This window comes from Allocoleopsis franciscana PCC 7113 (assembly GCF_000317515.1).
GTDB classification, from domain to species: Bacteria; Cyanobacteriota; Cyanobacteriia; order Cyanobacteriales; family Coleofasciculaceae; genus Allocoleopsis; species Allocoleopsis franciscana.
Window position 1 is genome coordinate 5,988,037 of record NC_019738.1, and the last position, 13,520, is coordinate 6,001,556.

Annotated in this window: 12 protein-coding genes; 8 read left to right on the forward strand and 4 right to left on the reverse strand. The window is 45.2% G+C overall.

What is annotated here, in order from left to right:
* Positions 1-21: 21 nt before the first annotated feature.
* From MIC7113_RS24545 to MIC7113_RS24570, 6 genes are all read left to right on the forward strand, one after another.
* Complete coding sequence (locus MIC7113_RS24545; RefSeq protein WP_015184897.1) at positions 22-1,695, forward strand: 2-isopropylmalate synthase; 1,674 nt, start codon at positions 22-24, stop codon at positions 1,693-1,695.
* Between the two features lie 91 nt (positions 1,696-1,786).
* Positions 1,787-4,483 (forward strand): hypothetical protein, encoded by a 2,697-nt coding sequence (locus MIC7113_RS24550; protein ID WP_015184898.1) that lies wholly within the window; start codon positions 1,787-1,789, stop codon positions 4,481-4,483.
* A gap of 76 nt (positions 4,484-4,559) precedes the next feature.
* Positions 4,560-5,360, forward strand: coding sequence for a class I SAM-dependent methyltransferase (locus MIC7113_RS24555; RefSeq protein WP_015184899.1), 801 nt, complete (start codon positions 4,560-4,562; stop codon positions 5,358-5,360).
* 492 nt (positions 5,361-5,852) lie between these two features.
* Complete coding sequence (locus tag MIC7113_RS24560) at positions 5,853-6,281, forward strand: hypothetical protein (RefSeq protein ID WP_015184900.1); 429 nt, start codon at positions 5,853-5,855, stop codon at positions 6,279-6,281.
* A gap of 455 nt (positions 6,282-6,736) precedes the next feature.
* On the forward strand, positions 6,737-7,210 hold the full coding sequence (locus MIC7113_RS24565) for a hypothetical protein (RefSeq protein ID WP_015184901.1): 474 nt from the start codon (positions 6,737-6,739) through the stop codon (positions 7,208-7,210).
* Between the two features lie 66 nt (positions 7,211-7,276).
* Positions 7,277-8,740, forward strand: a complete 1,464-nt coding sequence (locus MIC7113_RS24570; RefSeq protein ID WP_015184902.1) for a RecQ family ATP-dependent DNA helicase — start codon at positions 7,277-7,279, stop codon at positions 8,738-8,740.
* 114 nt (positions 8,741-8,854) lie between these two features.
* Here MIC7113_RS24570 and MIC7113_RS24575 read toward each other — a convergent pair whose 3' ends face one another.
* The 3 genes from MIC7113_RS24575 to petN all read right to left on the reverse strand — a co-directional run bounded on the left by MIC7113_RS24575 (position 8,855) and on the right by petN (position 10,991).
* A complete protein-coding gene (locus tag MIC7113_RS24575; protein ID WP_015184904.1) occupies positions 8,855-10,249 on the reverse strand; it encodes a serine/threonine-protein kinase in 1,395 nt (464 codons plus the stop codon).
* 511 nt (positions 10,250-10,760) lie between these two features.
* Positions 10,761-10,895 carry a hypothetical protein gene (locus MIC7113_RS38770; RefSeq protein ID WP_255515402.1) on the reverse strand — a complete coding sequence of 45 codons (135 nt, stop codon included), beginning with the start codon at positions 10,893-10,895 and terminating at the stop codon, positions 10,761-10,763.
* Positions 10,896-10,901: 6 nt separating this feature from the next.
* Positions 10,902-10,991 carry a cytochrome b6-f complex subunit PetN gene (petN, locus tag MIC7113_RS35040; RefSeq protein WP_071884112.1) on the reverse strand — a complete coding sequence of 30 codons (90 nt, stop codon included), beginning with the start codon at positions 10,989-10,991 and terminating at the stop codon, positions 10,902-10,904.
* A gap of 100 nt (positions 10,992-11,091) precedes the next feature.
* On the opposite strand from petN, the gene MIC7113_RS24580 reads away from it, so the two are divergent.
* Positions 11,092-11,535, forward strand: coding sequence for a hypothetical protein (locus MIC7113_RS24580; protein ID WP_015184905.1), 444 nt, complete (start codon positions 11,092-11,094; stop codon positions 11,533-11,535).
* Between the two features lie 449 nt (positions 11,536-11,984).
* Here the strand turns inward: MIC7113_RS24580 and MIC7113_RS24585 are convergent, their stop codons facing one another.
* Complete coding sequence (locus MIC7113_RS24585) at positions 11,985-12,662, reverse strand: SDR family oxidoreductase (protein ID WP_015184906.1); 678 nt, start codon at positions 12,660-12,662, stop codon at positions 11,985-11,987.
* Positions 12,663-12,877: 215 nt separating this feature from the next.
* Between MIC7113_RS24585 and MIC7113_RS24590 the strand changes: the two genes are divergently transcribed.
* Positions 12,878-13,330 (forward strand): Hsp20/alpha crystallin family protein, encoded by a 453-nt coding sequence (locus MIC7113_RS24590; protein WP_015184907.1) that lies wholly within the window; start codon positions 12,878-12,880, stop codon positions 13,328-13,330.
* The last annotated feature ends 190 nt before the right edge of the window (positions 13,331-13,520 follow it).

The window sequence follows — 13,520 nt, forward strand, 5'->3', positions numbered from 1 at the left end:
CATTTTTTGCCAAACCGAGCTATGAACAAGCAACCGCAAACAGACCGCATTATTATCTTTGACACCACCCTCCGGGATGGGGAACAGTGCCCCGGAGCAACCCTAAATGTAGACGAGAAGCTGGTGATTGCGCGGCAACTAGCGCGTCTGGGAGTTGATGTGATTGAGGCGGGTTTCGCTTTTGCTAGCCCCGGAGATTTTGAAGCGGTGGAAAAAATTGCCAAAGCCGTGGGGACAGAAGATGGCCCGGTGATCTGTAGTTTGGCAAGAGCGATTAAAGCCGATATCCAAGCCGCAGCGGCAGCGATTAAACCAGCCGCTAAGGGGCGAATTCATACCTTTATCTCGACTTCAGACATTCACCTGGAATACCAACTCAAGAAATCCAAAGCCGAGGTACTGGCGATCGCCGAGGAAATGGTTGCGTATGCCAAAAGCTTCGTGGATGACGTGGAATTCTCAACCATGGATGCCACGCGCACCGATCCAGAGTACCTTTACCAAGTGCTAGAACGGGCGATCGCAGCCGGTGCCACCACGATCAATATCCCCGATACCGTGGGTTACACTACCCCAAGCGAATTCGGGGCACTGATTAAGGGCATCAAAGACAACGTCCCCAATATTGACCAAGCGATTATTTCCGTCCACGGGCACAATGATATCGGCTTGGCGGTGGCGAACTTCCTGGAAGCTGTGAAGAATGGGGCGAGGCAGTTGGAATGTGCAATCAACGGCATCGGTGAACGGGCGGGAAATACTGCTCTAGAAGAAGTGGTGATGGCGCTGCACGTGCGGCGGCAGTATTACAACCCCTTCTTGGGACGCCCTGTGGAGTCAGAAGCCCCCCTGACAAACATTGACACGCGGCAGATTTATAAAACCTCTCGCTTGGTATCCAACCTCACCGGGATGTTGGTGCAGCCGAACAAAGCCATTGTGGGAGCCAATGCCTTTGCTCACGAATCAGGGATTCATCAGGATGGGGTGCTCAAGAACCGGCTGACTTACGAAATCATGGATGCCCAGTCCATTGGTTTGACGGAAAATCAGATTGTCTTGGGCAAACACTCCGGGCGCAATGCCTTCCGCACTCGCTTGCGGGAACTAGGGTTTGAGCTTTCGGAAACCGAGTTGAATAAAGCGTTTATCCGCTTCAAAGAACTGGCAGATAAGAAAAAAGAAATTTCTGACTGGGATTTGGAAGCGATCGCCAATGATGAAACCCAACAAACTCCAGAACTGTTCCACTTAGAATTAGTACAGGTCTCTTGTGGCAATCAGGCGCGTCCGACCGCCACCGTATACCTGAGAAACCCAGCAGGTGAAGAACTGATGGATGCGGCGATCGGTACCGGCCCCGTGGATGCGGTGTACAAAGCCATTAACCGGGTGGTGAATGTCCCCAACGAGTTGATTGAGTTTTCTGTGCAGTCCGTAACCAAGGGTATTGATGCCATGGGAGAAGTGACCATTCGCTTGCGGCACAATCATCGGGTATTCTCCGGTCATGCTGCCAACACCGATATCATTGTTGCCTCTGCTCAAGCCTATGTGAACGCCCTCAATCGGCTGTATGGATCATTGCAAGGCGACCAAACCCTACGGATTGGGCGTGGGGAAAGCAGTATGAATGAATCAGGGGTAACAGAAGAATCCGTTGTTGTTCAGGGTTCGATGGTTAATCAACAGTGATTGATTTCCTAACAGAGGAAGAAATGTGACGCCTTGCTACACTTCGTGAGAGCAATTTTTAGCCTTTTGGTATCGGAACAAGCCTGAGACTATGCCAAATCGCCGATTTCGCCTAGAAGTTCGCCAACAACTTCTAGTGGATGCGGGACTGCTAGCGTTGCTAGCGTTAATGATCATCATTATCACCACGGCCTACATCTCCAGTGAGCATAACTTTCACTGGTGGATTGACTGGTATGCACGAACTCTGGATATTGTCACAACCGGGCGTGAATCTCCAGGTGAGGCGATACAACGGGTTCAGCAGTCTTTGATCGCAGAGCGCAATCGCCTGTTCACCCTGCCGTTGATTCCATTTATTTTGGTCTTCGGCAGTTCCCGCCTGGTTTATGAAATCGCTCTAGCACTGGTTTATCTGCTGCCCTTTGCCTTGGTGATGGGAGCGATCGCCACCCAGCTCATCCGGGCACATTCGCGCCCGGTTTTTTGGGCAACCGCATTTTTAACCTTACTCATCCCCGTGAGCTGGATACCCACATTTATGGGCATTCCAGACACTGGGGGAGCGGTTTTTTTGGGTCTGGCAACGTTCTTTTACTTGCAGGATGTCAGACTCAAGACAGGGTGGCGAATTCCTCTGATCGGATTCTTGATTGGGGCGGCGATTTTGTTGCGCCGTCCCTTCGTCTACGCAGGCGTAACGTTCCTCGGAGCCATCACGTTACAAGCTTTACTCTTCTTCATCGCTGAGGTAGGAAAAGCGTCACTCCAAGAAGTGAATGAGAAACAGGTGCTATCTCTGAGAGAAAGCCTCAACCCCATCGTCCAACCCTGGAGGTGGCTGCGATCGCGGGTGGGGAGGAGAGAGTCTCTGAACTATCGCTTAGCCTCTGTTTCCACCTACTTAGCTGCCTTCGCGCCTTGGCTGTGGCGAGAACCGACGACAACGGGGGGGCACAATACCCATGCCATGGCGTGGCGGAATTTGCTGTTGGCTGGTGTGCGGATTGCTCTGATTGGAGCTACAGTGCTGGCTACGTTATGGATTGTCGCACCACAGTTTACCTATGCCGCCTTAACCACAAATTACAAAAACCTCTACACTTCTTGGAGCTTACCCTTTAGTGACATTTTCAACTTATACGCCTCATTCTATGGCTGGGGAACGTGGCTATTAGTGCTACTGGGGTTTTCGGCAAGTCTTTTAACTCGGAGTTTACCGTTAACCGGTGTGAGCTTAGTGGGGTTGTCCGGTGTCTTATCCCTGAGTGTATGGCTGGTTGTACTACGGTACGGTAACGTCTTTTATTCGTTACAAGTCACACCGTTCATCGTTATCGGGTTGGTTGCCTTGATCTGGACAACTTGGATCAGGCTGAGGGGGAAAAGGCGATCGCTCCTGTTAGGGGTGATGGGTGGCTATTTAGTGGTTAACTTCATGGTTGGATTAGCTCCAATTGGGACAATGAGCCGTGTTTTTCATCCCTTGTTTGCCCTCAACATGCCTCCCTTGGTGCGTACAGACTATGATGAGGTCGTTCGATTGGTCAACTCCCTACGTCAACTGACTCCTGAAGGAGAGCCGATTTTAGTGGTAGGTTTTCAACGGCTTCAGTTGACAGGAAATATGCTGCGATCAGCGGAGTACCTCCTCTACCCTGAAGAGGATCGGGTTTTAAACACCTTGCCTGCGCCTGAAGTGGACTCTCGTGATTCTTATCCCTTAGAGGAAATGGTGGAGGCGCAGTATGTGGTGGTTCCCAGTCGGTTGCCGGCTTATTCAAGTAACCCCGCTCAAAATCCTGCGGTTGGGGAATGGCTACCTAATCAAGAAAACGATGTTGTTAACGTGGTGTTTGATGCGTTTACGCAAAATTGGGAGTTTGCCCAAGACTTTCGACGCCTCCCGACAGAGTTTCAGTTTGAGAACGGGGTTGTTGTGAATATTTACCAGCGACTTCGTCCCACGTCTCTGGCGACAGCGGTGCGAACCCTCCACGCCATGCAGCAACAAATTGGTGAACGACCCGGTTCCCAGGGAAATTGGATTATTCTGAGTCAGTGGTTACACAACACAACTGTGAGGCAAAACTCAGGCAATCGGTATAAAGTGGTTGCTTTTCGTCGCGATTACCCTTGGGGTGAGGAGGAGAGAACTTACCGATTGTTTGAATCCACATCGTTAGTGAAAGCACTGGGTTTGCCATCCCCCTCTGGGCGTAGAGCCAAGACCTTATCATCTTCGGCACTCTCTGTCGAGCGATCGCCAAACGGACGCGATCGTACGGTTCGGGGAACCTTGGCTTCCAACGTGGCAACGTCTCAGGAACGAGGAGGAACGTTAGAAGCGCCAGATTCATCATCCTTCCCCTTGCCCAAACTGCGTCTCGTTAGAGCGCTGAGGAATCAAGGATTAGAACAGCCGAATACGGCTCTACCCGATCAAGAAGCCAGGGAAGACCGTACTCAGCAGCTAGGCACATCCTTACTTTATCTCGGCCCACTGACAGACCAAGCCAAAGTTTCGGGTGTGATCGATTACCTGGATCAAGCTTGTGTTGGCTCCTCTCTACGAGTGGCAATGCTGGATAAAGAAGGTGACATCGTGAGTTCAACAGAAAGTGCCTATCGTCATACTCCCGAAAAAAGCACCAAATTTGACCTATCCGTTCGGGGTCAAGATTCAGCCTATCTCTTATTGAATATCCTGAACTACGATCAAAATGATTTAGTGAACTCCTGCACGCTCCAAATCAATCCCTTGACCGTATTCAACCCCAAATCGTGAATAAGGATGCATTTTTTGCCTGAAATTTCTAACTGATCCTTGTAAAATCATTTAGCAAAAGTGTGCTGAAAACGAAATGTTAGACGAAACCTTGGAAAAAGAGCGACGCTTCCATGATAATTGGGCTGCCGCTATTGATATAGATGGAATTCGGGTTGCTGACTATTTTGAAGCTTGTACCGCTCCCGAAAATCGCTTTATTCTACGGCAGATGGGAGACATCCGAGGTAAGCGGCTATTAGATTTGGGATGTGGTGCGGGTGAAAATAGTGTTTATTTTGCCAAACAAGGGGCGCATTGTGTAGCGACCGATTATTCACCAGGAATGGTAGAAGTGGCGCTCAAGTTAGCGGCCTCGAATGGAGTCAAAATTGAAGGATGCACTGCCAATGCAATGGCGTTGGATTTTCCAGATAACACCTTTGATTTAATCTATGCCTCCAATTTATTACACCATATCCCAGACCCCAAAATCGCTTTGAAAGAAATGCACAGAGTCCTAAAACCGGGTGGAAAAGCCTGTTTTTGGGACCCATTAAAGCACAATCCGGTGATTAATGTCTATCGCCGCATAGCGACTGAAGTGCGTACTGAAGATGAAATGCCGCTGGATATTAATATTGTTAATTACATCCAATCTTTATTTTCCGAAACCGCTTACGATACCTTTTGGATAGCCACACTTTGGATTTTCTTGCGCTTCTATTTGGTAGAAAAAGTTAACCCTAATCAGGAGCGTTATTGGAAGAAAATCATTTTGGAGCAAGAACGATTAGCACCGACCTATTTGCGATTGGAACAATTCGATAATTTCTTGAAGAAACTACCATTGATGAAACGTTTGGCTTGGAATTTAGCTGTGGTAGCAACGAAATAAGTATCGTAACGTAAGGTGTAGGGGCACGGTATTTCAAATATTCGGTCACAGCCAAAATGTTAGTCTTGTCATGCCCCTACCTACCTCTGTAAAACTAAATCCGCATCTATAATCTTTTATATTGTCTTTTATAGCTATAGCCATAACGGTTGGGACTTTCTTTAACAGCCCAAACGACCACATAGCAGTTAAAAACCCTTCTGCCCTGTGTCATGTGCCTTTTGCCTTTTGGTATATCCTTTTGGTATATATTGTTTATTTTCTCTTGTTCTTTCCTCTACAAACGCTGTGCCTCTGTGATTTTTTCTCAAAAAAGATTGACAACAGTATCCTTCTTGTTGCTGCCGTAAATAGGGGTTTAAGATTAGGGTATTTTTATTGAAGGTAGAAAAAACAGGTTCCTTTATCAGGAAAAAAAATCTTTATATTCTACAGCCAAACTAAGGTATATGAGGTTAGAATCGTGTTCGTTTATCTCATAATTGACGTTATATGTCTAGAGGCTCACGAGAACAAGAAGTACTCAGTAATAAGTTTGGAACAATTACAGACAAACGACTGATATTTCTGAGCAAGAAAGATTTATTTCAGAACGGGACTCGCGAAGAAATGCCCCTTAATCAGGTGGTTTCTGTGCGTTTTTATCAGCAGAAATCTTTTGTGGCTATTCTTATAGGTAGCATTGGTATATTGGTTTCCCTCGTATTGGTTTCTTTAGTACGGGGTAATTTAGTTACACTTATGCTTGGCGCTCTCATTATAGCCTTGTGTGTTTGGATTGCTTACTTAGGATTTGCAGGCTTTCCCACAGTCGCGGTTACCACTGTCGAAGGTAGAATTACTCATGCTAGGGGTTGGCCTAATGATAAGAGTGAAGCAAAAGCGTTTGCGCTAGTTTTGCGGGAAAAAATTGGTGCTTAGAGTAGTTTTTATACACTAACTGCTGTATCAAGCTATAGCAGCCTTCTTTGATTTGTGAACTTAACGGGTTTGAACCCCAGAGACACAGACAGAAGAGGAAGAAGAGAGAGTTGAGAAATTCACGACTCAAATAGAATTGCTATGGTGTAGTGCATTGCAAAATTATCTAATTCCCATCTTTTGACAGGGATTGAGGTAGGGGAAGAAGCGTAACTGGCTGTTATGCAATTGGCTGTGTAGCTAGTTTTTCTTAGAGTATAGGATTTTTCAGCACTCACTCCAGCCGACTGAGGTGCTTTAGGGAATTGTCAGTGGCTATCTGAAGCCTCGCTGTTAAAAGTCAGCGTATTTACGGAGCTGTTAAAGATTAGTTTCTAAATTTAGGTGTATTCTCGGATGTAGAACTAATTGATAAATTTTATCATGAGTTTTAAAATTTAAACTCAGTAAAACCTATGGAACCGTTTATCGTTCAAGGCACAATTAAGCTAGCAGAAGGTATCTACTATCTCCTTACAGATACAACAGAATATCATCCAGAGCGTCTGTCGGGAAACATGCTTTCTCTATTTCAAAACTTTAAGAGTTCCTATGACTCCAAAAACACAACTCATTTGAGCCGACTATTGTCTGATTCTTACTCAGGTTCTTTGTATCAAGCCAAAACCAAGGCTACTTTCATCCAAGTATTAAAGCCAATGTTTGATCTACTTCCAAAGTTTTTATATCCTAGCCTAAGTATAAACATCTATCAAATAACAAAAGATAGTGACTCAGTATTTGGTTTAATTATAAACTTTAAAAGTAATGTCAAAATGGCTTTTATCCCTCTTGCTTCTATTGACTCAGGTCAAATTTACGTTGAGGCTCGTCCTGAAGGTGAATATCGTATCTGGAGAATTACGTGCATTGACACAATAAATAGCTAAAAATATCCTAACGAAGTTTTTTATATTTAACAGCTCTGAATTGGGTTTAAGCATCTACTACTCATCATGAACACTTCTACAACAACATCCTGGAACAATGTCCGCGCCGCCTTCAAAAATATTTGGGGATATGATGATTTTCGATTCCCCCAAGGTGAGATTATTCGTAGTCTTTTAGAAAAACAAGATGCCCTGATTGTCCTACCCACAGGTGGCGGCAAATCGATTTGTTTTCAACTTCCAGCACTCCTCCAAACAGGATTAACATTGGTAATTTCTCCACTTGTTGCACTGATGGAAAATCAGGTGCAGGAATTACATCAACTGAAGTTACCAGCAGCCCTTTTGCATAGTGAATTGCCAACCCACCAACGACGGCAAACGCTTCAAGCTTTGGAACGTCAGCAGTTACGATTACTCTACCTATCGCCGGAAACTTTATTGAGTACACCCGTATGGGAACGGTTGTGTCAGCCACAGCTTAAGATTAATGGGTTGATATTAGATGAAGCACACTGTTTGGTGCAATGGGGTGATACCTTTCGACCCGCTTATCTACGTTTGGGTGCAGTACGACCCGCTTTACTTAAATGTAAGCCAGCAGGAACAAAAATTAGCATTGCTGCCTTTACAGCAACGGCTGACCCCATTGCCCAACAAACAATCCGCAATGTCTTGCAATTACAACAGCCAAAACCTTTTTTAATTAGTCCCTATCGGCAAAATTTAAACCTCAAAATTCAAATTGTCTGGACTCCTAGAGGACGCTGCCAGCAACTATTAAAATTTATTCAAGCACGACAGAAGCAAACAGGCTTAGTCTATGTTCGTTCCAGACGGGAGAGTGAAGAATTAACGGAATGGTTGGGTTCTTTGGGTTATGCAACAGCGGCTTACCATGCGGGATTGAGTCCTGAAGAACGTCGCGCTATTGAAGCCAGTTGGCTAAGTGGAAAAAGTCAATTTGTAGTTTGCACTTGTGCGTTTGGGATGGGTATCAATAAGCCTGATGTTAGATGGGTGGTGCATTATCAATCCCCTCAGTTGTTATCAGAGTATATCCAGGAGGTTGGCAGAGGGGGACGGGATGGTAAACCTTCTGACGCTTTGACGTTGATCAGTGAACCAACTGGATGGTTAAATCCAGAAGATAAGCAGCGACGTGAGTTTTTTGTTGATAAAATGCGATCGCAATATCAAGATGCCCAGCAGTTGGTGAAGAAATTGCCACCTCAAGGGGATGTGGCAACGATAGCTAAGCAATATCGCGACGGTGCAATTGCTCTGGCTCTCCTTCACAGTGCGGGACAATTAGAATGGAAAGATCCTTTTCATTATCGCAAACGGGCTTCAGGAACCTCTCAATCTCTCGCCCAGTTGAGTGCGGCACAGGAGAAGGTACAAAAGCAGATGACTCAATATTTAAACACTCGTGAGTGTCGTTGGCAATTTTTGTTAAAGGCGTTTGGTTTTAATGAGGAAGCGGCTGGATTTCGCTGCGAAAATTGTGATAATTGTAGTTGCCGATAGGAAGTGTCTGTACAGTTTATGATTAACCAACCGTAAAGGGTAAAGAAAAGAGAAATAAGAGATAGATAGACTGAATTTTTTTCTAGATAACAGTTTGCTTTTCCCAGGCTAGAGTTAACTTCCCAAACCGCATCTGCCATTGGGAAGTACTGTTGTCCAATTCTTCTTGACTAGGGCTAGTTGTGCTTCAGTAATGATGGCATTTGAGAGGTTAGCGCCACACAGATTGGCTCCTTTGATATTAGCATTTGATAAATTAGCCTCACACAGATTGGCTCCTTTGAGATTAGCTTTGGAGAGATAGGCAAAGCGGAGATCTGCACCTTGCAAGTCAGCTCCTGACAAATCGGCATTACTAAAGGAGGTCCCACCTAAATTGGCATTTCGTAAATTCGCTTGATTTAGGTTAGCCTGTCCAAAATAAGCATCTGATAAATCGGCTCCCTGAAAATTGGTTTTTGCCAACTTAGCGCTATAAAAAAGCCCTCCAGATAAGTTGGCTTCCTGCAAATTCAATCCACTTATATTCCGAAAGGCAAAATTTCTCTCTCCGTTTTTATACGCTTCTAAAAGTAAATGACTCTTGGCGTCTAACGAGTCAATAGCGTTTAGAACTTCCTGAGCCGATTGATAGCGATAACGGACAGAAGGTTCTAACATTTTATTCAAAACTTCAGTAAACTGGTCACTGATTTGAACGTAGGGTTGCCAAACCATTTGACAGGTTGTCGGCTCATAAGGAAAGTGGGTTGGTAGTTTACCCGTCAATAAATAAATGCAAGTAACGCCTAGTGCATAAATATCGCTAGCAAAAACCGGTCGCATGGCTATTTGCTCTGGAGGAGCAAAGCCTTGAGTGCCGATGGAAGTATCTGTCCAAGTGGTTTGCTCTGAACTATTCTCAGGATCATCTTGGCAATTTTTAACCGCACCAAAGTCAATCAAAACCAGTTGTTTATCTTGCTGGCGACGAACAATGTTGCTGGGTTTAATATCCCGGTGAATCAACTTTTGGCTATGGATAAATTCCAGTACTGGCAGAAATTCAATCAAAAATTGCTTCACCTCAGCTTCACCTAGGGTTCCAGACTGTCGGATTTCTTGCCGTAGGGTTAAGCCGTTGATATACTGCTCCACAAAGTAAGGGGGGTGAGCCTCTTCACAGTATTCCAGTAGCTGTGGCACTTGGGGATGATTGCCAATTTGTTTTAGGGTTTCAGCCTCTCGCTTAAACAGCACCTGTGCCATTTCTATAATGTGCAATTCCGATGTTGTCGGATGCAGTTGCTTGATCACACAATGGGGATGATTCGGTAAAGACTCATCTTGAGCTAAAAACGTGACACCAAATCTGCCCCGCCCCATCATTTTGATGATACGATAGCGCTCTTTAAAGGCTTTGCGCTCGACGCAATCGCGCAGGAACAGTTCGGAGCGACAATCTTGACAGATATCAATGTGCATGAGATTTTTAGGATGAGAACAGTCCGGATTTAGGCAGTAGCTCAATGAGCGTTACTGATTCAACGTCTCCCCCGCTGCGACTAAAGCTTGTGCTTTCAGCACCCGGCTTAACGCGATCGCTGTCATTACTAAATGCACCACCGAAGTTCTTCTCTTTCTAGCCAGTCTTTGCCAGAAATTTGTTGTGAAACGAGAAGAGCTTTTTTTCACCCGCTACTCAGGTGTCAATGACTCAATATATTATCGATAGCAACCCAATCTTTGTAAAGCTTCCATAAAGATAGCTTCATTTTATATGAAGCCTTGATGAAGTTAGTCTCTCGACGTTTTTGAGTGAGTTGGAACTGGCGCATTGCCACAAGTTCAAGGTTGATGATTGGCTAACGCTGGCTAGAATTTATCCAAACATTGCATCATCTTCCTTTGTGTACATTATCGTAGCCTAAGAGTTTCCCTCCTTCTGTCCAAAGGAGGGAATTGATCAATAGGCTCACCTTGAGTTGCCTTGCCGCCTCTAATGTTTGTGAGAAGCAAGAACAACTGAATCGGGATGTCCTTACAGTTTTTTATCCCGATCGCGACGACGGCGATCGCGCCACTCAGCCGCCGTTAAGTACACGACACCCACACTGACTAAGGCCAATAGTCCTAGGGTCGCAAAAAATAGAACCGTTACAAAAGGACTTTCCACAATGCTCTAAAAACCGTTGCGACCCCAAACAACCATTGCAATTGACCAAGTGAACAGCACCAGTACGGAAACCCAACCCAATGACAAAATATCCATAGCGATATATAAAACTACACAATGATTCTAAGGCTTATGATAATTCAATTTGAGCCATCTTTAACTTCAGATAAAAATTGTGAACAAGTCTTCTAATCTAATGATTGAGCGCATCGAATCTCTGAAAGCTGGTACTCTCGCCGCTTTGTCATTTACCATGGCTTACAGCTTCACTGTGGTGGGCAATCGTTGGGTGCTAGCCCGGTTTTTTGAGACACTTACTTCCTTCCCCATGACGACGACACTCGAACTGGGGGTCAAAATCGCCGTGGCTGGGTTCAGTGGCTTTTTGTTTGGCGTCACCTACCGTTATGTGATTCGAGAGGATCAAAATCCTCACCTCAAGGATGGGGCTGTCTTAGCCTTTGGGTTAGTGCGGGCATTAGCGCCTGTAGAGGGGCAGCCAAATCTGGCTGACGCGATCAGCTTATTGGGTGTCCTAGGAGTGGAGAGTCTTTTATGTTTTGGTTTTGCCCGTCTCATTCTGGATTGGGCACTCCAGCGCCACTGGATTAAACCCTTTAAGTCAACGTCTGTCCTTTAATGTTTGGCTGACCCTATCTTTAGTTTCGGTTAACGACTAAAAGTCCTCCATCAGGATTAGGAATAGTTGTTGAACAGAAGCGCATTAAATAGAGCAGCAATGCACAAACCAGTGAGTATGAGCACAAGTATGTTTATCATAGATAGTCCCATTTTTGTGTCCCTAACAAAATAATAGCTTAATAATGTCTTTAGGGTTGAAAGCCACTTATTGGGTTAATCAAGGATGGTCATAAGGTTCACTCGTAATTTCGAGCGTCTTAACAGCCGTCAGACCTAAACAGTGGCTGATTTTTATTTTTGGTGGAAAAAAAGTTCCCCACTAAAAAAAGGGAGTGGGCTTCACTTAGGGAGGTGAACCCCTTCAGGAAACCGAGTCAGTGATGGAAGTAAAAGTATTCTGCGTTTGGTAGGATGAGCCGCCTAACACACCCTACCTCTTAATCCTATTTAATTGAGCGTTAGTACCTCAAACTCCGGATTGCCATACATCTGTGTCCGATCAATCGCTGAAAGAATTTTATGATTGGCAGCATCAGCATCCAAACATTGGCACACCAACTGTGCGACATCTGCACGGTGAATGGTTCCAGCGACTTTGTAGTCTTCCGTTAGCACGCCATTTCCGGTTGCGGGTTCTGACTTTAATCCACCCGGTCGAATCACAGTGTAAATGAGTCCACTGGCAATTAAATATTTCTCTGCCTGCTCTTTTTCGAGCAAAACAGGTTTCAACGTTTCCAGCGCTTGCGGCGGTATGGCAACAACACTTTCCCCACTGCCAATAGAAGAAACCAGGATGAACTTTTGCACCCCCGCCTTCAGAGCTGCATCAATTAAATTTTTATTCCCCAGATAGTCCGCTCGTTCACCATCTTTGGGTAAGCCCCCAATCGTACTGATCACAGCAGAGATGGGTTCATCTCCTTGGATTGCCTGTTCCATCGCTGCTGCATCTAGGGCATCTCCCATGACCACTTTGATTCCCATCGCCTCTAGCTCCGAGCGAGAATCAGGCGATCGCAGCAATGCTTTGACTTTCTTACCTTGTTCGGTCAGATATTTAGCAATTTCTCGACCAACGCCCCGACTGGCACCAGCCAGAAAAATGTAAGACTCACCTGTCATGCTCAGTTCCTTATTTATTGGACTAAACCCTATTTTATCGAGTTTACCGAACCAAAAATATTGCAGTTTTCCGTACTTCTCTGGAAATTAAAATCGGTTCGGAAATCATGATTAAATGAGTCGTTAAAACCGAATTTATGTGCTGTGCTTTATCAATAAAATGAAAATCAAAGGCAAGAAAAACAAATCTGCAACGTGGAATCGAGGTAACAGTTATGGCATTAGTTCGTTGGAATCCCTGGAGAGAGCTTAACACCCTGCAAAGCCAAATCGATCGCTTATTTGATGACACCCTAACCCCCGCTCCCAGTTGGGAAAGAGGCTTATTGAGAGTTCCTCCGGCTGAGATAAAAGAAACAGAAGAGGCGATCCATCTGAAGCTAGAAGTTCCAGGACTAGACGCAAAAGACCTGGATGTACAAGTTACAGAAAATGCCGTTTCTATCAGCGGTGAGCGTAAGTCAGAAACAAAAACTGAAGAAAGCGGGAAAACCCACAGCGAATTCCATTACGGCAAATTCCAGCGTGTGATTCCCTTACCGGCTCGGATTCAAAATACCAACGTCACAGCAGAATACAAAGACGGAATTCTGAATCTGACACTCCCCAAAACAGACCAAGAGAAGAATAAAGTTGTCAAAGTAAATCTAGAGCAATCCGTTGCCTAAATTACTGAAATTAATTCGCTGTAACTCATTCTTCTAGGGAGTAAAAATAATCCCACCTTTAAATCCGATTGCTCTGATGCAACCGGATTTTTTATGAGCAACTTCAACTCCTATTATTTCCGTTGGCATCGGAATCAACTAAAATTGGGGTACAAAAACTCCGCGCACCTCTGCGTAACCCTTTGCGTCC